The organism is Pseudomonas sp. MWU12-2319 (genome assembly GCF_023242525.1).
Lineage (GTDB): Bacteria > Pseudomonadota > Gammaproteobacteria > Pseudomonadales > Pseudomonadaceae > Aquipseudomonas > Aquipseudomonas gingeri_D.
The window spans coordinates 94,190-114,629 of sequence record NZ_JALJES010000017.1; the positions used below are offsets into that span (position 1 = coordinate 94,190).

General features: G+C 61.5%; 22 protein-coding genes. 14 read left to right on the forward strand and 8 right to left on the reverse strand.

Going from position 1 to position 20,440, the window contains the following annotated elements:
* The first annotated feature begins 92 nt into the window (after nt 1–92).
* Nucleotides 93–947: a D-hexose-6-phosphate mutarotase gene (locus tag M5C01_RS25035; RefSeq protein ID WP_103497606.1), complete on the forward strand. Its 855-nt coding sequence runs from the start codon at nt 93–95 to the stop codon at nt 945–947.
* Between the two features lie 120 nt (nt 948–1,067).
* On the opposite strand, the gene M5C01_RS25040 is transcribed toward M5C01_RS25035, so the two are convergent.
* Nucleotides 1,068–1,928: a MurR/RpiR family transcriptional regulator gene (locus M5C01_RS25040; protein WP_177096979.1), complete on the reverse strand. Its 861-nt coding sequence runs from the start codon at nt 1,926–1,928 to the stop codon at nt 1,068–1,070.
* A gap of 226 nt (nt 1,929–2,154) precedes the next feature.
* On the opposite strand from M5C01_RS25040, the gene zwf reads away from it, so the two are divergent.
* The 3 genes from zwf to M5C01_RS25055 are packed head-to-tail and all read left to right on the forward strand — an operon-like array spanning nt 2,155 to nt 5,007.
* The gene (gene zwf, locus M5C01_RS25045; protein ID WP_152741298.1) at nt 2,155–3,624 is read left to right on the forward strand and encodes a glucose-6-phosphate dehydrogenase; all 1,470 of its coding nucleotides are present in this window, start codon (nt 2,155–2,157) and stop codon (nt 3,622–3,624) included.
* Nucleotides 3,611–4,324: a 6-phosphogluconolactonase gene (gene pgl / locus M5C01_RS25050; protein ID WP_152741297.1), complete on the forward strand. Its 714-nt coding sequence runs from the start codon at nt 3,611–3,613 to the stop codon at nt 4,322–4,324. The genes zwf and pgl overlap by 14 nt, the downstream gene beginning before the upstream one ends.
* Before the next feature lie 17 nt (nt 4,325–4,341).
* Complete coding sequence (locus M5C01_RS25055; RefSeq protein ID WP_100944088.1) at nt 4,342–5,007, forward strand: bifunctional 4-hydroxy-2-oxoglutarate aldolase/2-dehydro-3-deoxy-phosphogluconate aldolase; 666 nt, start codon at nt 4,342–4,344, stop codon at nt 5,005–5,007.
* A gap of 134 nt (nt 5,008–5,141) precedes the next feature.
* Here the strand turns inward: M5C01_RS25055 and M5C01_RS25060 are convergent, their stop codons facing one another.
* Nucleotides 5,142–6,326, reverse strand: coding sequence for an aminotransferase class V-fold PLP-dependent enzyme (locus M5C01_RS25060; protein WP_152741296.1), 1,185 nt, complete (start codon nt 6,324–6,326; stop codon nt 5,142–5,144).
* 26 nt (nt 6,327–6,352) lie between these two features.
* The gene (locus tag M5C01_RS25065) at nt 6,353–6,589 is read right to left on the reverse strand and encodes a DUF3820 family protein (protein ID WP_027619874.1); all 237 of its coding nucleotides are present in this window, start codon (nt 6,587–6,589) and stop codon (nt 6,353–6,355) included.
* Nucleotides 6,590–6,797: 208 nt separating this feature from the next.
* Between M5C01_RS25065 and M5C01_RS25070 the strand changes: the two genes are divergently transcribed.
* Nucleotides 6,798–7,262 carry a PA2169 family four-helix-bundle protein gene (locus M5C01_RS25070; RefSeq protein ID WP_152741295.1) on the forward strand — a complete coding sequence of 155 codons (465 nt, stop codon included), beginning with the start codon at nt 6,798–6,800 and terminating at the stop codon, nt 7,260–7,262.
* 51 nt (nt 7,263–7,313) lie between these two features.
* Here the strand turns inward: M5C01_RS25070 and M5C01_RS25075 are convergent, their stop codons facing one another.
* Both M5C01_RS25075 and M5C01_RS25080 read right to left on the reverse strand, forming a co-directional pair.
* Nucleotides 7,314–7,784, reverse strand: a complete 471-nt coding sequence (locus M5C01_RS25075; RefSeq protein WP_017126221.1) for a MaoC family dehydratase — start codon at nt 7,782–7,784, stop codon at nt 7,314–7,316.
* Between the two features lie 72 nt (nt 7,785–7,856).
* On the reverse strand, nt 7,857–8,801 hold the full coding sequence (locus M5C01_RS25080) for an alpha/beta hydrolase (RefSeq protein ID WP_152741294.1): 945 nt from the start codon (nt 8,799–8,801) through the stop codon (nt 7,857–7,859).
* Nucleotides 8,802–9,043: 242 nt separating this feature from the next.
* Here M5C01_RS25080 and fadD2 point away from each other — a divergent pair, with 242 nt between their 5' ends.
* Nucleotides 9,044–10,732 carry a long-chain-fatty-acid--CoA ligase FadD2 gene (gene fadD2, locus M5C01_RS25085; protein ID WP_152741293.1) on the forward strand — a complete coding sequence of 563 codons (1,689 nt, stop codon included), beginning with the start codon at nt 9,044–9,046 and terminating at the stop codon, nt 10,730–10,732.
* Nucleotides 10,733–11,137: 405 nt separating this feature from the next.
* The gene (fadD1, locus tag M5C01_RS25090) at nt 11,138–12,835 is read left to right on the forward strand and encodes a long-chain-fatty-acid--CoA ligase FadD1 (protein WP_152741292.1); all 1,698 of its coding nucleotides are present in this window, start codon (nt 11,138–11,140) and stop codon (nt 12,833–12,835) included.
* 58 nt (nt 12,836–12,893) lie between these two features.
* Here the strand turns inward: fadD1 and M5C01_RS25095 are convergent, their stop codons facing one another.
* Nucleotides 12,894–13,274, reverse strand: a complete 381-nt coding sequence (locus tag M5C01_RS25095; protein ID WP_103497597.1) for a hypothetical protein — start codon at nt 13,272–13,274, stop codon at nt 12,894–12,896.
* Nucleotides 13,275–13,484: 210 nt separating this feature from the next.
* Between M5C01_RS25095 and M5C01_RS25100 the strand changes: the two genes are divergently transcribed.
* The 3 genes from M5C01_RS25100 (at nt 13,485) to def (ending at nt 15,349) form a co-directional block, all read left to right on the forward strand.
* A complete protein-coding gene (locus tag M5C01_RS25100; protein WP_103497596.1) occupies nt 13,485–13,676 on the forward strand; it encodes a CsbD family protein in 192 nt (63 codons plus the stop codon).
* A 186-nt stretch (nt 13,677–13,862) separates the two neighbouring features.
* The gene (locus M5C01_RS25105; RefSeq protein ID WP_152741291.1) at nt 13,863–14,807 is read left to right on the forward strand and encodes a YihY/virulence factor BrkB family protein; all 945 of its coding nucleotides are present in this window, start codon (nt 13,863–13,865) and stop codon (nt 14,805–14,807) included.
* Between the two features lie 2 nt (nt 14,808–14,809).
* Entirely contained in the window at nt 14,810–15,349 is a 540-nt protein-coding gene (def, locus tag M5C01_RS25110) for a peptide deformylase (RefSeq protein ID WP_152741290.1), read from the forward strand.
* Between the two features lie 22 nt (nt 15,350–15,371).
* Here def and M5C01_RS25115 read toward each other — a convergent pair whose 3' ends face one another.
* Nucleotides 15,372–16,208 (reverse strand): class I SAM-dependent methyltransferase, encoded by an 837-nt coding sequence (locus M5C01_RS25115; RefSeq protein WP_152741289.1) that lies wholly within the window; start codon nt 16,206–16,208, stop codon nt 15,372–15,374.
* A 59-nt stretch (nt 16,209–16,267) separates the two neighbouring features.
* Nucleotides 16,268–16,705 (reverse strand): GNAT family N-acetyltransferase, encoded by a 438-nt coding sequence (locus M5C01_RS25120; RefSeq protein ID WP_152741288.1) that lies wholly within the window; start codon nt 16,703–16,705, stop codon nt 16,268–16,270.
* A gap of 317 nt (nt 16,706–17,022) precedes the next feature.
* On the opposite strand from M5C01_RS25120, the gene M5C01_RS25125 reads away from it, so the two are divergent.
* The 4 genes from M5C01_RS25125 (at nt 17,023) to M5C01_RS25140 (ending at nt 20,352) form a co-directional block, all read left to right on the forward strand.
* Entirely contained in the window at nt 17,023–17,964 is a 942-nt protein-coding gene (locus M5C01_RS25125; RefSeq protein WP_152741287.1) for a fatty acid desaturase, read from the forward strand.
* A gap of 9 nt (nt 17,965–17,973) precedes the next feature.
* Complete coding sequence (locus M5C01_RS25130) at nt 17,974–18,765, forward strand: PhnD/SsuA/transferrin family substrate-binding protein (RefSeq protein WP_152741286.1); 792 nt, start codon at nt 17,974–17,976, stop codon at nt 18,763–18,765.
* A 119-nt stretch (nt 18,766–18,884) separates the two neighbouring features.
* Nucleotides 18,885–19,394, forward strand: a complete 510-nt coding sequence (locus M5C01_RS25135) for a sigma-70 family RNA polymerase sigma factor (protein WP_152741285.1) — start codon at nt 18,885–18,887, stop codon at nt 19,392–19,394.
* A gap of 1 nt (nt 19,395) precedes the next feature.
* Nucleotides 19,396–20,352, forward strand: coding sequence for a FecR family protein (locus M5C01_RS25140; RefSeq protein WP_152741284.1), 957 nt, complete (start codon nt 19,396–19,398; stop codon nt 20,350–20,352).
* Nucleotides 20,353–20,440 lie beyond the last annotated feature (88 nt).

Sequence of the window (20,440 nt, forward strand, 5' to 3'; positions counted from 1 at the left end):
GCCCCGCGTTATCGTTGACGTTCATCGCGAGCAAGCTCGCTCCTACAGGTGGATAGATGCAAATGGTTTGGTGATTTCAGGATTCGCGGCACATGCATGAGCAACCGCTACAACGCTTTTTCAAATCCCGGCGCGAGCAACCGGTGTTCCAGTGGGAGCGCTTTCAACAGCGTGAAGTGCTGGTGATCGACCATCCCTTGTGCCAGGCGGTCTTCAGCCGCCAGGGTGCGCAACTGTTGCACTTCCAGCCCCAGGGGCAGAAGCCCTGGTTGTGGTGCGCGGCCAAATGGCCACAGGTTGGGGCGATTCGCGGCGGGGTGCCGGTGTGCTGGCCCTGGTATGGTCGGCACCCGAGCGAAAACGCCTGGCCGTCCCATGGTTGGGCAAGGCTGATCGACTGGAAACTGCTGGAAAGCAGTAGCGACGAGGAGGGCGTCAGCCTGCACTGGCGTTTGCAGCTCTGCGACTGGCAGGTCGACCTGCATGCGCGCCTGGGAGAAAGCATGGACCTGCGCTTGAGCACCGAGCATCAGGACAGCGAACCGTGCCAGTTGAGCCATGCGCTGCACGCCTATTGGCGTATTGGTGACGTCGGTGAGATAGCGCTGTCTGGGCTCGACGGCGCCGAGGGCTATGACCAGTTGAATCGTCAGGCCTGCCGGCAGGAAGGTGAGTTGCGGGTCGATGGCGGTTGCCAGCGGGTGTTCCAGCATGACGGTGAACTGCACCTCAAGGATCATGCCTGGCAGCGGGAGTTGTGCATCGATACCGGCGACAGCGCCGACACCGTGGTCTGGCATCCGGGGCACCGGCCGTTGCTGGGGGTGAGTTGGAATGAAGTGATGGGGTTTGTCTGTGTCGAGGCCGCCAGTGGCGGCACCGACAGCCTGTGCCTGGCGCCCGGGGAGCGGGCGCATCTGAGTTTGCAGGCGCGTGCTTCGGTTTAGGCGGCGTGGCGGATGACGTCTTCGCGGGCAAGCTCCGCTCCCACAGTTTGACCGCGAATCACCTGTGGGAGCGGAGCTTGCCCGCGAAGGCGATATCAGCGTTTCACCTTGCTCAGGGCCTCAGTTGAACTCGTCTCCCACCGGATAACGGCTGGCGTTGAGGCTTTCCTTGATCTTGCGCAGGTGCGGCTGGAAATCCACGCCACGGCGCAGGGTCATGCCGGTGGCCAGCACATCCAGCACCGTCAACTGGATGATCCGCGAGGTCATCGGCATGTAGATGTCGGTGTCTTCCGGCAGCGGAATATTCAGGCTCAGGGTACTGGCCTTGGCCAGGGGCGAACCCGCCGCCGTCAACCCCAGCACCGACGCGCCGTTCTCCCGGGCAATACGCGCCACTTCCACCAGTTCCCGGGTACGCCCGGTATAGGAAATGATCACGAACAGCTCACCGGTGTGGGCCACCGAAGCGATCATCCGCTGCATCAGCACATCGGCATGGGCGGTGACCGCCAGGTTGAAGCGGAAGAACTTGTGCTGCGCATCCAGGGCCACCGGTGCCGAAGCGCCCAGGCCGAAGAAGTGGATCTGCCGGGCCTGGATCAACAGGTCGACGGCGCGGCTGATCAGGTTCGGGTCCAGGGCCTGGCAGGCGCTGTCCAGGGACGCGATGGCGCTGCCGAAGATCTTTTGCGTGTAGGCCTCGGGATTATCGTCGGCCTCCACCGCACGGCTCACATAGGCCGCGCCGCTGGCCAGGCTCTGGGCCAGTTGCAGCTTGAGTTCGGGATAACCGCTGACACCGAACGAACGGCAGAAACGGTTGACCGTCGGCTCGCTGACCGAAGCCGCCTGGGCGAGGGCGGCGATGCTGAAACGGGTCGCCTGCTGCGGGTTGAGCAGGATGACTTCGGCGACTTTGCGCTCGGCCTTGTTCAGGTCTTCGAGGCGGCTCTGGATCTGCTCCAGTAAATTTCGCACGCGGTCCATTTGGTGATTCCTTGATTCGAGGCAACTTGGGTTCTGCAAGGCCCGGAACAATGCCCTTGGGCAGCTCCCGGCGGTGGCCTATCCTACTGATGGCGTGTGATGACCACCACTCGGAATCATCATATTGATAAAATGTTGTGGTTATTACTACATTTTTCCTTGAGTGATGCCTCGAAAAAAGGTATTTATCGTTTAACTTGATAAAAGAACAAACATCATGCCTTCGATAACGGTTGAACCGTGCACCTTTGCCTTGTTTGGCGCCCTGGGCGACCTGGCGCTTCGCAAGCTGTTTCCTGCCTTGTATCACCTCGATGGCGCAGGCCTGCTCCATGAGGACACGCGCATCCTGGCCTTGGCCCGGGAGCCCGGCAGCAATGCCGAGCACCTGGCGACCATCCAGGAAGAACTGCGGGTCTTTGTCGAGGACCGGGAAATCGACGAAGTGGTGCTTGAGCGCTTCCTCGCCCGCCTCAGCTACCTGCACGTGGACTTCCTCAAGCCCGACGACTATGTCGTCCTGGCCGAGCAAGCCGGCACCAGCCAGTGCCTGATCGCCTATTTCGCCACGCCGGCCTCGGTCTATGGTGCGATCTGCGAGAACCTGGCCAAGGTCGGCCTGGCTGAAAACACCCGGGTGGTGCTGGAAAAACCCATAGGTTCGGACCTCGAGTCGTCGCGCAAGGTCAACGACGCCGTGGCGCGCTTCTTCCCGGAAAACCGCACTTATCGCATCGACCACTACCTGGGCAAGGAGACGGTGCAGAACCTGATCGCCCTGCGTTTCGCCAACAGTCTGTTCGAAACCCAGTGGAACCAGAACTACATCTCCCACGTGGAAATCACCGTGGCCGAGAAGGTCGGTATCGAAGGCCGCTGGGGTTACTTCGACAAGGCCGGCCAGCTGCGGGACATGATCCAGAACCACCTGCTGCAACTGCTCTGCCTGATTGCCATGGACCCGCCGGCCGACCTCTCGGCCGACAGCATCCGTGACGAGAAGGTCAAGGTGCTCAAGGCCCTGGCGCCGATCAGCCCGGAAGGCCTGACCACCCAGGTGGTGCGCGGCCAGTACATTGCCGGGCACAGCGAAGGGCATTCGGTGCCGGGTTACCTGGAGGAAGAAAACTCCAACACCCAGAGCGACACCGAGACCTTCGTCGCCCTGCGCGCCGATATCCGCAACTGGCGCTGGGCCGGCGTGCCGTTCTACCTGCGCACCGGCAAGCGCATGCCGCAGAAGCTGTCGCAGATCGTCATCCACTTCAAGGAGCCGTCGCACTACATCTTCGCCCCCGAGCAGCGCTTGCAGATCAGCAACAAACTGATCATCCGCCTGCAACCGGACGAAGGTATTTCCCTGCGGGTGATGACCAAGGAGCAGGGCCTGGACAAGGGCATGCAACTGCGCAGCGGGCCGTTGCAACTGAATTTCTCCGACACCTATCGCAGTGCGCGGATTCCGGACGCCTACGAGCGTCTGTTGCTGGAAGTGATGCACGGCAACCAGAACCTGTTTGTCCGTAAAGATGAAATCGAAGCCGCGTGGAAGTGGTGTGACCAGTTGATCGCCGGTTGGAAGAAGTCCGGCGATGCACCCAAGCCGTACGCGGCGGGGTCCTGGGGGCCGATGAGCTCCATTGCACTGATCACGCGGGATGGGAGGTCGTGGTATGGCGATATCTGAATTGAAACTGCCCCAAGGCGTGCAGGCGCACGAATTCAGCAGCCCGGCGCTGTTGGCCGAGGGCCAGGCGCAAGCCGTGGCCGAGCAACTGCGGGCGGCGATTGCCGCACGCGGCGCGGCGACCCTGGTGGTGTCCGGCGGGCGCAGCCCGGTGGCGTTTTTCCAGAGCCTGGTGAAACAGGACCTGGACTGGTCCCGTGTGGTGCTCAGCCTCGCCGACGAACGCTGGGTACCGGTGGAGCACGCCGACAGCAACGCCGGCCTGCTCAAGCGCTATCTGCTCCAGGGCCCTGCGGCCAAGGCGCGGTTTATCGGCTTGTACAGCGCCGCGGCAAATCTGGAGGCGGCGGCCGAACAGGCCGATCAATTGCTTGCAGAGCTGCCGGCTATCGACGTGCTGGTCCTGGGCATGGGCGATGACGGTCACACCGCCTCGCTGTTCCCTGGCAGCCCGAACCTAGCGGCGGCCCTGCAAGTGGATGGCAGCCGACGGGTCTGGCCGATGCTGGCGCCGACCGTGCCGCACCAGCGCCTGACCATGAGCCGGGCCTTGCTGGCTTCGGCGACCTTCACCGTGCTGGCGATTTCCGGCCAGTCGAAACTGGCCACCCTGAATGCCGCATTGGCCGGCGATGACCTCGCGGCCATGCCGATTCGCGCTTTCTTGCAACCTACCCTGAATATTTACTGGTGCCCATGAGTCAAGGATCCGCTGCTATGACAAAAAATGTCCCGACCGTCTCCATGGCAGACAAGGTCGCCCTGATCGATGAGCTCTGCACCCGTGCACGGATTCTTCCGGTGATCACCATTGCCCGTGAGCAGGATGTCCTGCCGTTGGCCGATGCCCTGGCCGCCGGTGGCCTGACCGCGCTGGAAGTGACCCTGCGCTCGCAGTTCGGTCTCAAGGCCATCCAGATCCTGCGTGAAGAGCGTCCGGAACTGGTGACCGGTGCCGGCACCGTGCTCGATCGGCAGATGCTGGCGGCGGCGGAGGCGGCGGGTTCGCAATTTATCGTCACCCCGGGCATTACCCGTGACCTGCTGGAAGCCAGCGTCGACAGCCCGATTCCGTTGTTGCCCGGCATCAGCAATGCCTCGGGGATCATGGAGGGCTACGGCCTGGGTTATCGTCGCTTCAAGCTGTTCCCGGCGGAAGTCAGCGGCGGCGTGGCGGCGATCAAGGCCCTGGGCGGTCCGTTCGGCGAAGTGAAGTTCTGCCCGACCGGCGGCGTCGGCCCGGCCAATATCAAGAGCTACATGGCGTTGAAAAACGTGATGTGCGTGGGCGGTAGCTGGATGCTCGATCCCGAGTGGATCAAGAACGGCGACTGGGCGCGGATCCAGGAGTGCACCGCCGAGGCGCTGGCCCTGCTGGACTGATTCATCGTTACTGAGTTTCGTTGTGTGTTCTACGGCTTTACGGTGCGCTTGGTCGGCGCACCGTTTTTTTTTGCCCGATGAAAAGTTTTCCGGTCCGAAGGTTGGGTGTTTGTGCCGGCCCCTTCGCGGGCCATTCAACCGCTTAGTTCGCCCAAGGCCCGCGCCAACAGCTTCAGGTCCTCGGCCGAGTTGGCCAGGCCCGGCGTGACCCGGATGCAATTGCCATGTGCCGTGCCTTCACGGACCACGGTAAACAGGTTGTACTCCGCCAGGAGTCGCTCGACCATCCGCTGCTGGTCCGGCTCATGCCGAAAGCGCAGCGAGGTGATACCGCAATACAGCCGCGGATCATCCGGTGTCAGCACCTCGATACCCGGCATCCCGCGTGCCGCGCCCACCCAGATATCCCGCAGGTAATTGAGTCGTGCGCCCTTGGCCGCCGAGCCACCCAGTGCCCGATGTTCCTCGAAGACCAGGGGCAAGGTCATCCAGGCTGGGATATTCGGCGTGCCATAGGGGGCGCGGGAGCGGATATCGGTGGGCGCATAGCGCTCCTCGCCCATGTCCGGGTCGATATCCGCCAGGCGCTTGGGATCGATATAAAGAAAGCCCAGGCTCAGCGGCGCCCCCATCCATTTCTGCAAGTTGAAACCGGCAAACAGGATACCCAGCGCTTCGAGGTTGAAATCGATCTGGCCCAGGGCGTGGGCACCGTCGAGGATCACATCCACCCCGTGTTTGCGGGCGGCGGCAGCGATGGCCTGGACCGGCATCACCAGTCCACTGCGATGGGTGACGTAGGTCAGGGCCATCAGCTTCAGTCGGGGATAACGCTCGAACGTTTCCTGATAGGTGTTCACCAGACTGGCGAAGCTCACCGGGAAGGGGTGGCTGATCTCGATCAGCTCGACGCCGCGGTTGCGCGCCAGCCAGCGCATGGCACCCAGTACGCTGGGGTATTCCTGGTCGCTGACCAGTAACTGATCACCGGGCCGCAGGGCGTTGTAGTTGCGGATCAGCGCGTGCAGGCCATCGCTGGCGCAGCGGGTCAGGGCCACGGCCTCGTGATGGCTGCCCAGCAGGTCGGCCAACTGCGCGCGAATCTCCAGGCTTTCGATGGTTTCGAAGCGCTGGCGCACATACACCGAGTTGCTGCGGTTGATGAACTCGATATGGCCTTTGTAGGCCTCCACGACACTACGGGTCATGCGGCCGAAGTAGCCGTTTTCCAGGTTGATCGGACCGGGCTCTACATCGTAGCGCTCGGCCACGTTTTGCCAGAAGTGTTCATCGCGGGCGTGTTCTTCATTCCTTGGCATGGCGCGGCTTCTCTCGACAACGGGGATCAATGGCGGGGTTTGGGTTTGCCGTGCTTGGCGCGTAGCGGGTCGAGCAGGTCGGACAAGCCGTTGTGGTCGATCTCCTGCATCAAGGCGAGCAGGCCACCGAGTTCACCGTGGGGGAACCCCTCGCGGGCGAACCAGTTCAGGTAGGGGCCGGGCAGGTCGGCGATGATCCGCCCCTTGTATTTGCCGAACGGCATTTCGCGGGTGACCAGCAGTTCGAGTTTCTCGGGATTCATGGGGCGACCTTGTCTTGCGCTGTTCAAGCGTCTTGGAAAATACAGGCATTCTGCATGCAGGCCAATTGACAGTTCATGCAAATAACCGCCAAACAGATCTTTGGAATATTTTCAAGTATATGAAATATAAGTAAAAAATAATCGATCAAGGCTTGGCATGGTGACTGCAACCGTTCCTGTAACTTTCACCACCAGAAGGAATTGAGCCATGACCAACATCAATAAAGAAGCCGTATCGATTCTTAACCATCTGATTGAAGTCAGCAAAGATGGTCAGAAAGGTTTTCAGACGTGTGCGGAGGATATCAAGCATCCCGAGCTGAAGGCGTTGTTCGTGCAACGGTCCAACGAGTGTGCGAACTCGGCGATGCAGCTGCAAGCCGAGGTGCGCAAACTGGGCGGCGATCCGGAGACTTCCACCAGTGTCGCCGGTGACCTGCACCGTCGTTGGGTGGACGTGAAGGCGCTGTTCACCGGCAAGGGTGAAGAAGCGGTGCTCAACGAAGCCGAGCGCGGTGAAGACCACGCCAAGAAAGCCTACAGCGAAGCGCTGGTGAAACTGGCCAAGCACAATCTGGTGGGCCTTACCGACCTGGTGAACCGTCAGTATCAGGGTGTGCTGCGCAATCACGATCAGGTGAAGGCGCTGCGTAATATCGCTCGCGCCAGCTAAGTTTCACGCTGCCATAAAAAAACGCCGGTTGATCCGGCGTTTTTTTATGCATCAGCCAATGGTGATCGGCGGCGGGCTGGTCAGGGTCACGGTCTGTTGCTTGCGTGGCGCGAGGATCTCGGCTTCACCGTCGACCACCAGCTCATCGCGCTGGTTGAACACCCGGGTGGCGATGCGCACGCGGAATTTCGGCAGCTTCTCGAGGATCTCCAGGCGCACGGTCAGGGTGTCGCCGATCTTCACCGGCTTCTGGAAGCTCATCTGCTGGCCCAGGTAGATGGTGCCCGGCCCGGGCAGCTCGCAGGCCACGGCGGCGCTGATCAGCGCACCGCTGAACATGCCGTGGGCAATACGCTCCTTGAACATGCTCGCCGCGGCGAACTCGGCGTCCAGGTGCACCGGGTTGTGATCGCCGGACATGGCGGCGAACAACTGGATATCGCGCTCTTCAACGGTCTTGCTGTAGCTGGCGGTCTGGCCGACTTCAAGGGCTTCGTAAGGCGTGTTGGTAACCTGGGTCATCGCAAGGTGGTCCTGTAAGGGTGTTATTTGAAATCAACGGATTGATTTCAAAGTTGATGATTGAGCCGGCGATCATTCCGAGCGCGACGGGCGACGATGGGCCAGGGCCTGTTCCAGCCACTGGATCAGGTTGCCGGTGACTTCCTCGCGGTTGGTCTCGTTGAACACTTCATGCCGTGCCTGTGGGTAGACGTTCAATTGCAGGTTCTGGCTACCGGCGGCACGCAAAGCGCCGGCCAGATCCTTGAGACGCTTGCCCTCGCTGACCGGATCACATCCGCCGCCGATCACCAGCAGCGGCAGGCCCGGGTCGATCTGCGCGAGGTTTTTCGCCTTGCTGATCTGCTGCAGGCCGCCGAGCAGATCAATCCACAATTGGTTGGTGCAGCGGAAGCCGCACAGCGGGTCGTTGACGTATTTGTCCACTTCATCCGGGTCACGGCTCAGCCAGTCGAAGGCCGTGCGGTTGGGTTTGAAGGCCTTGTTGAACGAACCGAACGACAGCCAGTCGATCAGCGCGCTGCGCCCGGTGGGGCCCTGGCGCCAGCGTTCGAAGCGGGCAATCGCGGCGGCCGCACGGTACAGCGCCACCGGCTGGAAGTTCGAGCCGCTGAGGATCGCGCCCTGCAAGCTGGCGCTGTGGTGCAGCAGGTAGGCCTGGGCGATGTAGCTGCCCATGCTGTGACCGAGCAGGATGATCGGCACCCCCGGGTGCTGTTCGCCGATGCGCTGGTTGAGGCTGGCCAGGTCACTGACCACCGCGCACCAACCGTCCTGGTCGGCGTAGTGGCCGAGGATACCGTGTTCGGCGGTCTTGCCGTGGCCGCGTTGATCGAAGGCGTACACGCCATGGCCGACGTCGCACAGGGCATCGGCCAGGCGTTCATAGCGGCCGCTGTGCTCGGCCATGCCGTGGGACAGCAGGATTACGGCCTTCGGTGGGCCGTCCGGCAACCAGCGATTGACGTACAGGCGGCTGTGGTCACTGACGGTCAACCAGAAGGTGTCATGGATCATGGCGGTTCCTTTGCGCGGGGACGAGGCGGACATCGGCCGGGGCGTGTTGTCGCTCCATTGTATAGCGCATCCTCGCACAGGAAGCAGACCCTCCTGCGCATTGGCAGCAAGATTCATGATGTTAATGACTGTGTCCGGCATATTTGCCTGATGCCTGTTAACTGCTAACGTCCGCTAAGCACCGCTTTTTTCGCCTTGGGCGCAGGCGGCCCCGCAGAGGCTCAGGTAAGAGGACAAAAACAATGCAACCTGATTTCTGGAATGACAAACGCCCCACCGGCGTACCCCTGGACATCGACCTGGGCGCCTACAAGTCGGTGATCGAGGTGTTCGAGCGCTCCTGCAAGAAGTTCGCCGACCGTCCGGCCTTCAGCAACATGGGCGTGACCCTGACCTACGCCGAGCTCGAGCGCTACAGCGCGGCCTTCGCCGGTTACCTGCAAAGCCACACCGAGCTGAAACCGGGCGATCGCATCGCGGTGCAGTTGCCCAACGTCCTGCATTACCCGATTGCCGTGTTCGGCGCGTTGCGCGCCGGGCTGGTGGTGGTCAACACCAATCCGCTGTACACCGTTCGCGAGATGCGCCATCAGTTCAAGGACTCCGGCGCCCGCGCGCTGGTGTACCTGAACCTGTTCGGCCAGCGGGTCCAGGAAGTGCTGCCCGATACCCAGATCGAGTACCTGATCGAAGCGAAGATGGGCGACCTGATGCCCGCCGCCAAGGGTTGGCTGACTAACCTGGTGGTGGACAAGGTGAAGAAGCTGGTCCCGGCCTATGACCTGCCCCAGGCGGCCTCGTTCAAGAGCGCCTTGCGCCTGGGCCGGGGCCACGCCATCCGACCCTTGAGCGCTGGCCTGGAAGATATCGCGGTGCTGCAATACACCGGCGGCACCACGGGGCTGGCCAAGGGTGCGATGCTGACCCACGGCAACCTGGTGGCGAACATGCAGCAGGCCCGGGGTTGCCTGTCCCAGCCCGGCGACGACGGCCAGCCGCTGCTCAAGGAAGGCCAGGAGGTGATGATCGCGCCGCTGCCGCTGTACCACATCTATGCCTTCACGGCGAACTGCATGTGCATGATGGTTACCGGCAACCACAACGTGCTGATCAGCAATCCACGGGACATCGGCGCCTTTATCAAGGAGTTGAAGAACTGGCGCTTTTCCGCGTTGCTGGGGCTCAACACCCTGTTCGTGGCGTTGATGGAGCATCCGGAGTTCAAGACCCTGGATTTCTCCAGCCTGAAACTCACCAACTCCGGCGGCACCGCGCTGGTCAAGGCAACCGCCGAGCGCTGGCACAAACTCACCGGTTGCCGCATCACCGAAGGCTACGGGCTGACCGAGACGTCGCCGATCGCCTGCACCAACCCCTATGGCGACAAGGGCAAGCTGGGCACGGTGGGTTTGCCGGTGCCCGGTACGGCCTTGAAGGTCATTGACGACAACGGGGTCGAGCAGCCGTTGGGCGAGCGTGGCGAGTTGTGTATCAAGGGGCCGCAGGTCATGAAGGGCTACTGGCAGCAGGTCGAGGCCACGGAACAGGTGCTGGATGCCGAGGGCTGGTTCAAGACCGGCGATATCGCGGTGATCGACCCGGACGGCTTCGTGCGTATCGTCGACCGCAAGAAGGACATGATCATCGTCTCGGGTTTCAACGTGTACCCCAATGAAATCGAAGACGTGGTGATGGCCCACCCGAAAGTCGCCAATTGCGCGGTGATCGGGGTGCCGGACGAGCGTTCCGGCGAGGCGGTGAAGTTGTTCGTGGTGGCGCGGGATTCGGGGGTCAGCCTCGAAGAACTGAAGGCCTACTGCAAGGAAAACTTTACCGGCTACAAGGTACCCAAGCACATCGTGCTGCGTGATTCGCTGCCGATGACGGCGGTGGGCAAGATCCTGCGGCGGGAGTTGCGGGATATCGCCTAGGCCGCGATAGATGTGGCGTTATTGAGGGCCTCTTCGCGGACAAGCCCTGCTCCTACAGTTCGTCGTCGTTCACCGATTTTGTGTACGACACAATACTGTAGGAGCAGGGCTTGGTCCGGGCGGCGTTCCGACGAAGCTTTTTGGCCCTGAAATCCCCGATCCAGAGCGAGATTCCAACAAATAGAATCTTTACTCTAAAAATGACCATTGGCATTTCTTGAGTCATTTTTATGACCGTAAGGGCCTCGTTTGGCTCTAGGCGACCCTCGGCAAAGCTGCTACTCTCGGCGCGCTTTGTGACTTCTCGGCGTAGGTTAAAGCCGGATTCACCCAATAAAAAACACAGACAAATAATAATCGCATCAAATGCGGTGCTGAATTCGCGTTGCTGAGGAGTAGGCTTCCATGATCGAAGACTTTTGGAAGGATAAGTACCCGGCTGGGATTGCTGCCGATATCAATCCCGACGAGTACCCGAATGTTCAGACGGTATTGAAACAGTCTTGCCAACGATTCGCCAGCAAGCCGGCCTTCAGCAACCTCGGCAAGACACTCACCTATGGTGAGTTGTACGAACTGTCGGGTGCTTTTGCCGCTTACTTGCAACAACACACCGACCTGCAACCGGGCGATCGTATCGCCGTGCAGTTGCCCAACGTGCTGCAATATCCGGTCGCGGTCTTCGGTGCCATTCGCGCCGGGCTGATCGTGGTCAACACCAACCCGCTGTACACCGCGCGGGAAATGGAACACCAGTTCAACGACTCCGGCGCCAAGGCCCTGGTGTGCCTGGCGAACATGGCGCACCTGGCCGAAACCGTGGTGCCCAAGACCGGCGTCAAGCACGTTATCGTCACCGAAGTCGCCGACCTGTTGCCGCCGCTCAAGCGCCTGCTGATCAACAGTGTCATCAAGTACGTGAAGAAGATGGTTCCGGCTTATCACCTGCCCAAGGCCGTCAAGTTCAACGACGTGCTGAGCAAGGGCCGTGGCCAGCCGGTCAATGAAGCCAACCCGGCCAGCAGCGATGTCGCCGTGTTGCAATACACCGGTGGCACCACCGGCGTGGCCAAGGGCGCGATGCTGACCCACCGCAACCTGGTGGCGAACATGCTGCAGTGCAAGGCGCTGATGGGCTCGGACCTTAATGAAGGCTGCGAGATCGTCATCACCCCGCTGCCGCTGTACCACATCTATGCCTTTACCTTTCATTGCATGGCGATGATGCTGATCGGCAATCACAACATCCTGATCAGCAACCCGCGCGACCTGTCGGCGATGGTCAAGGAACTGTCGAAGTGGAAGTTCAGCGGCTTTGTCGGCCTGAACACCCTGTTCGTCGCACTGTGCAACAACGAGGGATTCCGCAAGCTGGATTTCTCCGCGCTCAAGGTCACCCTGTCCGGCGGCATGGCCCTGCAACTGGCCGCGGCCGAGCGCTGGAAAGCCGTGACCGGCTGCGCCATCTGCGAGGGTTACGGCATGACCGAAACCAGTCCGGTGGCAACGGTGAACCCGAGCCAGAGCATCCAGATCGGCACCATCGGCATTCCGGTGCCTTCGACCCTGTGCAAGGTGGTCAACGATGCCGGGGAAGAACAGGCCCTGGGCGAAATCGGCGAGCTGTGCATCAAGGGCCCGCAAGTGATGAAGGGCTACTGGCAGCGCCAGGACGCCACCGATGAGATCCTCGACAGCGAAGGCTGGTTGAAGACCGGCGATATCGCGATCATCCAGCCGGACGGCTACATGCGGATTGTCGATCGCAAGAAGGACATGATCCTGGTGTCGGGCTTCAACGTCTATCCGAACGAATTGGAAGACGTGCTGGCGACCTTGCCGGGTGTGTTGCAATGCGCGGCCATCGGCGTGCCGGATGAGAAATCCGGGGAAGTCATCAAGATCTTCATCGTCGCCAAGCCGGGGGTGACCCTGACCAAGGACCAGGTGATGGAGCATATGCGTGCCAATGTCACCGGCTACAAGGTGCCCAAGTTCGTCGAGTTCCGCGATGCGCTGCCGACCACCAACGTCGGCAAGATCCTGCGTCGCGAGCTGCGCGATAGCGAACTCAAGAAGCTGGGTCTGAAGAAAATCGCCTGACCCGCTGAAACGACAAAGCCCCGCCATGCGGGGCTTTGTCATTTATGGCATTCGCTATTCAAGACTGCTGGAATGGCGAGAAATCCACACCGGTACCAGCCGGGCGCACGTCCTTGAGGAACGAGTCCTTGTCGGCGCTCAGCTCCAGGCTCAAGGTTGGGCGGCGCTTGCCGGCGTTGCGCACCACCAGGCCTTCCATCTTCTCGCGCAGGAACGCGGTCGTCACCTTCAGGTGCAGCAACTGGTCGTTGCTCGGGGTGTGCAACAACAGGTGTACCCATTCGTACTGGCCGATCGCCAGGCGAGCCACCGGGATATCGAACCACCAGATGTTCTTGTTGCGGTTCAGTTCGGTGAAGTGACAGTTGTTGACGCCCAGCACCGCGCCGCCCAGTTCCTGGTTGCGGCGGGCGATGGCCTGCTTTTTATCGAGTTTCATGACTTTCCTACCGTTATCGATCTTCAGCGCCAGAGCCTGAATCTGGCGCGCATTCTCAGGGGTTGGCGGGCAAACATAAAGCCAAACCTGAATTCTTCGATGAAAAGCCGTGGGCAAACACCGACTGAAAATAAATGAAACTCCGCGCGCAGGCCCCGGGTCAACCTTATGTCGAGACATGACACCCGCATTTCTTATTGGAGAAATATCATGAGCAGCACCAGCGATAAAATCAAAGGCACGGCGAACGAAGCGGTGGGTAACGTCAAGCAAGCCGTCGGCAAGGCCACCGGCAACAACCAGATGCGCGCCGAAGGCAAGGCCCAGGAACTCAAGGGCGATGTCCAGAAAGCTGTAGGAAAAGCCAAGGACGCCATCAAGAAAGGCGTCGACCGGGCCTGACCCTTCGCGGGCACGGACCATGCGGCCATCCCAGGATGGCCGTTTTCGCGTGGCGGCTACACTGGTTAAGATCGAGAAATGTTTTGAGGGTCGCCAACCGCGTTGCTTTGGGTTAGAAAGAGCTGTAGTGGAACCCCTTTGAGTCGCCTTGACTCGCTACCTTTATTTGCGGCGAAAGGAGACGCTATGATTTTCCCTGAGTTGCGCGACCTGCCCCTGCATCGCGTGATGATGCGCACGGTCACAGAATTCGTCGCCGACGAAATGTCGACCTATGCCTCGGCACTGGCCTACCAGATGCTGTTTTCGCTGTTTCCCTTCCTGTTGTTCCTGATCGCCCTGATCGGTTTCCTGCACCTGCCGGACTTTTTCACCTGGCTGCGCCTGCAGTCGGAGCTGGTGTTGCCGCCCCAGGCCCTGGACCAGGTCAACCCGGTGATCGACCAGTTGCAGCAATCCAAGGGCGGCCTGCTCTCGGTGGGTATCGTCATTGCCCTGTGGACCGCCTCGGCCGGCGTGCGCCTGATGATGAGCGCGATGAACGCCGCCTACGACGTGCTCGAGGGACGGCCGATCTGGAAGCGTTTTCCGCTGTCGATCTTCTACACCGTCGGCATCGCCGTGATGCTGCTGGCCGCCGCCGCGCTGATGGTGCTCGGGCCGCAGGTGATGAGCTGGCTGGCGGCGCAGATCGGCATGCAGGAGTACGTGGTCACGCTCTGGACCTGGCTGCGCTGGCCGGTGGTGGTGCTGCTGCTGATGTTCGCCGTGGCCCTGATGTACTACGTGATGCCGGACGTGAAGCAGAAATTCCGCTTTATCACCCCGGGCTCGGTGCTCGCGGTGGTGGTCTGGATCGTCGCGTCCCTGGGCTTCGGCTATTACGTGAAAACCTTCGCCGACTACAACGCAATGTATGGCAGTATCGGGGCGATCATCGTCCTGCTGCTGTACTTCTATATTTCCGCGGCGGTCCTGTTGCTGGGGGCTGAAATGAATGCGGTGATCGAACACATGTCGTCCGAAGGCAAGAATCCTGGCAAAAAGGACTTCCACGAGCATGACGACACCCTGCCTATCTCCGGATTGGGGCGGGACCACTCCCTCAAGCCGACTATTGACGAAACCTGATCATGATCCGTGAAATCCTGAAAATGGGCGATGAGCGCCTGCTGCGTATCGCTCCGCCGGTGCCGCCGGAATTGTTCAACAGCAAGGAGCTGTGGGAGCTGATCGACGATATGTTCCAGACCATGGAGCACGTCGGTGGCGTCGGCCTGGCCGCGCCGCAGATCGGCGTCGACCTGCAACTGGTGATCTTCGGTTTCGAGCATAGCGAACGTTATCCGGACGCCGAGGCGGTGCCGCAGACCATCCTGATCAACCCGCTGATCACGCCCCTGGGGCCGCAGCTGGAAGAAGGCTTTGAAGGTTGCCTTTCGGTACCGGGCCTGCGCGGCGCGGTGGACCGCTACTCGCGTATCCGCTACGAAGGCTTCACGCCCAATGGCGAACCGCTGGTGCGGATCGCCAAGGGCTTCCACGCCCGTGTGGTGCAACACGAATGCGACCACCTGATCGGCCGCCTATACCCGTCGCGGATCAGCGACTTCAGCAAATTCGGTTTCACCGAAGTGCTGTTCCCCGACCTGGACCCGACGGCGGACGATTGACCGTCGAAGTTTCCAGTTTCCCTTACTGGGCCGCCACCTTGCCGGGTTTGACGAAGCGCAGGGTCAGGCGGTCCGATTCGCCGATGGCCACATACTTGGCCCGGTCCTGGTCACCCAGCCTCAGCGACGGCGGCAAGGTCCAGACGCCGCCGGGGTAGTCCTTGGTGTCCTTGGGGTTGGCGTTGATTTCGCTCTGGCCTTCCAGTGCGAAGCCGGCATCGGTGGCCAGTTTCACCACGTAGGCGGTGGGCAGGTAGCCGCTTTGCTTGATACTGGCCAGGTCCGCGCCGTCCTTGGCCCGGTGATCCACCACACCAAGCACGCCGCCCGGCTTCAGTACCTTGAAGAAGGCGCTGAACATCGCCGGGGCGTCATCGGCCATGACCCAGTTGTGCACATTGCGGAAGGTCAGCACGCGGTCCGCCGAGCCAGGCTTGCCGAACACCGGTGCCTGGGGATCGAACTCGACCACGCCGGCCTTGGCGTAGTGGCTCGGGTCCTTGGCGAATTTCTGCTTCAGGTTGTCGGCCGAGCGTTTGGCGAACTCACTGGTCGCGGGCGCCTGCACGGCCGCAATGTAATGGCCGTGGTCCTTGAGCAGCGGCGCGAGCACTTCGCTGTACCAGCCACCGCCGGGGGTGATTTCGATCACCGTCTGGTTGGCCTGCAAACCGAAGAACTGCAAGGTCTGTCGGGGATGGCGATAGCCGTCGCGAACGCTGTTTTCCGGCGCTCGCCACGGGCCTGCGAGAACCTTGGCGTATTGTGCGTCGGTGATGGCGCCATTGGCGGTGGCGGCCTGGCTGGCGAGAGGGGCGAGAAGGGCGGTCAAGGATAAAGCCACGAGCGTGCGTTTCATGATCATCCTGGTCAAAACGAGTGTGGGTTGGAGGCTAGCACGGGCAAATGCACCGCCGATCACACATTTTGCGCAGTCGACCTCACCAACGGTTCTATACCCAGGGCAATCATCGGCTTGCTGCGTGAGTAGCGCGCCAGGCGCTCCGCCAGCAACTGGGGCAGGGCCGGGTCGCCGTGGAAGCCCAGGCGTTCATAGAACCCGCGCAGTTCGGGATGGCAGAACAGCCAGACCGGGCCGCAGCAGTTGCCGAGCGCCTGTTGCACCAATTGCGCGGCGATGCCCTGGCCGCGTCGTGATGGGGCGACAAACAGCCCGGTAAGCCAATGTCCCTGGGCAATCGGGGTCAGCGACAACCCGCCGATGATCTCCCCTTGCCGGGCCACCCATGGCTGTCCGTCGCTGGCCGAACGCATCGGCGAGTTGTGCGCGCGGTAGAACTTGTTCAGCAGTGGCCGTAGCGCTTCCGGCAGTGGGGCGTAGTCGGGATTGGGCATGGCATTTATCGCTGGAGGGGGCTGGCGCGGGATTATAAGAGAGCCGAAGTGCTCGGATGGGTGTATACCTGAGTCTACATCCATCTGGAGTACGCATCATGAGCAAGGGCATGGATTCAAAAAAAGCCACCAAGAAGAAACCCGCCAAGAGCGCCGATGAAAAGCGTGCGGCGAAGAAGGTCAAGAAGGTTGATGTGCTCGGCCACTGAGGGGTCTAAGGATATAACCAATCGATCTGCAAGATTTTCCGTCGGTAATCCACATCAGGGGATAAAGCCGGGGTTTATCCATCGGCTGAACCTGTGTGAAGCCGACCGATGCCCAATTATCTTGATGTTGCCCAACGCGAAGAAATCCTGCACCTGAAACAGACCTTCACCGGCCGTACCGAATGGCCGACCTGGCTATTGCTGATCGGTGTCTATTCAAGCTGGTTCGCCGTGCTGCTGGCCAGTCCCTGGCTCGGCCTGTGGCCGAGCACGCTCTTGCTGATTCCCATCGTTACGCTGTGGATGTCGGTGCAGCACGAATTGCTGCACGGTCATCCGACCCGTTTCGTCTGGCTGAACAAGCTGATGGGTTATGCGCCGTTCGCCGTCTGGTATCCCTACACCCTCTATCGTGACAGCCACCTGTTGCATCACCGCGACGAGGACCTGACCTTGCCCGGTATCGACCCGGAAAGCCGCTATTTCCGTCAGCAGGATTGGCAGCACCGCTCGGCTCTGCAACGCAGCGTGCACTATTTGAACAAGACGGTCCCGGGACGCCTGCTGCTGGGAGCGCCACTGGCCTTGTTCGGCCTGGTCAAGGAGGAAGGCCAGCGCCTGCGCCGTGGCGAGCGCCAGGCCTGGCTGATGTGGCTGACCCACGGCACGCTGACCTTGTTGATGCTGGCGTTTATCGCCCATTACAGCCTGATCCCGGTCTGGCACTACCTGCTGCTGATCAGCGTCCCGGCGCTGTCGGTGGGGGCGCTGCGGTCTTTCTATGAACACCGCCCGAGTACCTTGCCGGAGCAACGCACGGTGCTCAACGAAGCGGGCTGGCCCTGGCGTTGGTTGTTCCTCAATCTGAACCTGCACCTGGTGCACCACGACCTGCCGAAACTGCCCTGGTATTTCCTGCCGCGGGTCTACTACGCGCGACGCGACGCCTGGTTGGCGCGCAGTGGTGGCTACCTGGTAAAAGGCTATGGCGAGCTGGCGCGACGGCATGCGCTGCAAGTCGTCGATAGCCCACGGCATCCGTTTGCCTGAGGACGATTCATGACTCACCGTTATGCAGAACTGTTGATGTATGTGGCGCCGCAGGAAGTGCGGGAGGCCAACGAGCGCTGGATCGAGCGGATTGTGGAAAAGCTCGGTGTGCGCCGGGGCTCTGCCCAGGATCTGGACTTGATGCAGCTCTGGCTATCCCCACAACTGCTGTTCACCCAGACCTGCGGGTATCCGCTGATGAGCCTGTTGCGCGGTCAGGTCAAGGTGATCGGGCGTCCGCGTTATGAGCTGGAATACGCCTCGGGCGGTGACCATTGCAGTCTGTTGCTGAGTCGTGAAAGCGAGGGCCGTCGTACCCTGGAAGACTTCTACGACAGCCGCGGCGTGATCAACGATGAAGGCTCCAATAGCGGGATGAACCTGCTGCGACATGCACTGGCACCCCTGCATCAGGACGGTCGGTTCTTCGCCAGTGTCGGGCAGAGTGGCGCTCACCGCGAAAGCCTGCGCTGGTTGCGCGAGGGCCTGGCCGACCTGGCGGCGGTGGACAGTGTGACCTTCGCCTACCTGGCACGTTTTGCAGCCCATGAGGTGGCCGGATTGAGAGTGGTGGCGCGTAGCGCCTTGAGTCCGTGCCTGCCTTACATCACCCATGCCGGGTCGAGCGTCGAGGAGATCGAGGGCATTCGGGTGGCGATGAACCAGGCGCTGCACGAGCTTCCCGATGTCGCGGTGACGTTGGGTTTGAGTGAAGTGTTGCCGGCAAGCGAGGCGGACTATCAGGTCTTGCTGGATTACCGGGACGAGGCCCGGGCTCTGGGATTTGCGTCAATTTATTAAATAGCTAAATAGAATATTAAAATAGTTTTTAAGTATTATTAAAGAATAAGCCGTGTTGGTAGGATCCCTGCCACCGGACCACCGGACATACAGCGCATCTCTCTTCAATTGGAGCCACTATGTCCGGCGCCGACACACCTCACCGCGATTACGTGGGCGGATTGTTCCGTAGTCATTACCCATGGCTGTGCGCCCGTTTGCGCCGCCACCTGGATTCCAGCGCCAGCGCCGAAGACATCGCCGCCGACACTTTCGTCCAGTTGCTGATGGCCCCCGACGCCGTGCCGATTCGTCAGCCACGGGCGCTGCTGACCACCATTGCCCAGCGCCTGATGTACCAGCTCTGGCGCCGCCGCGACCTGGAGCGCGCCTACCTCGATGCCTTGCAACAGGCCCCCGACGTCGAAGTGCCGTCGCCTGAAGACCTGGCCCAGATGCTCGAAGCCCTGGAAAACATCGACTGCCTGCTCGACGGTATGCCGGACAAGGTCAAGGCCACCTTCCTGCTGTCCCAGGTCAATGGCCTGACCTATCCCGAGATCGCCGCCGAGCTGGGCATTTCCCAACGCTCGGTCAGCGACTACATGACCCGGGCCATCAGCCGCTGCCTGCGCGCGAGGAGCGATTGAGATGAGCCGCGAGCCGCAAGACCCGCTGATCGAAGAGGTCACCCGCTGGATCGTCCTGCTGCATTCCGGTCATGCCAGCGACGCCGACCAGCGCGCCTACCGCCACTGGCGCAGCCAGGACCCGCGCCGCGAGCAGCTTTGCAGCCAACTGGAAACCCGCCTCGGGGTGTTCCGCATTCCTATCGCCCAGGGCGTCGATGCGCAATTGCTGCAGCGCACCCTGAGCGCGCCGCCCAACCGCCGCAAGGTCTTGCAGGGTGCGCTGGCTGGAGTCGGGGTGATCCTCGGTGTCGCTCTCCTGGTCCGTGACGGCGGCCTGCCGCTGGCCGAACTGAGCGCCGACTTGCGCACCGGCACCGCCGAGCGCCGCAGCCTGGAGCTGCCGGATGGCAGCCGCTTGCAGCTCAACGCGCAAAGCGCCGCCGATATCGATTTCAGTCCCCGGCAGCGGCAACTCCGGCTGTTGGACGGTGAACTGCTGGCGCAGGTCGCCAATGACGCGGCCCGGCCTTTTGTCGTGCAGACCACCCAGGCGCGGGTGCACGCCTATGGCAATCGCTTGCAGGTGCGCGAAAGGGCCGGCAGCGGCCATGTCGTCGCGCTCAGCGGTGCCCTGGAAATCCACGGACCCGCCGGCGAATACCTGCAATTGCCGAGCGGTCACGAGGTGTCCTACGACCGCTATCGATTCGGCCCGATCCTGCCCAGTCGCATGGGGGCCACGGCCTGGGTCGAGGGACTGCTGGAAGTGCGCGACGCGGCACTGTCCGAGGTGATCGAGGCTTTGCGCCCTTATCGCCCGGGTGTGCTGAGACTGGACCCGGCCATCGCGCAACTGCGGGTCAGCGGTCTGTTCCGGCTGGACAACCCGCAGCAGGTACTCGACACCCTGGCCCGCACCTTGCCGATTCGTATCGCCCGGCACACCGACCTGTGGGTGACCTTGAGCCCTGCCTAGGCGCTTGGTTCTAAGACCATAACCAAAGGGTCTGCAAGTTTTTCATCGGCCATTGCACATCACTCCCGTAAGCGCTGCCGAGGGAGCA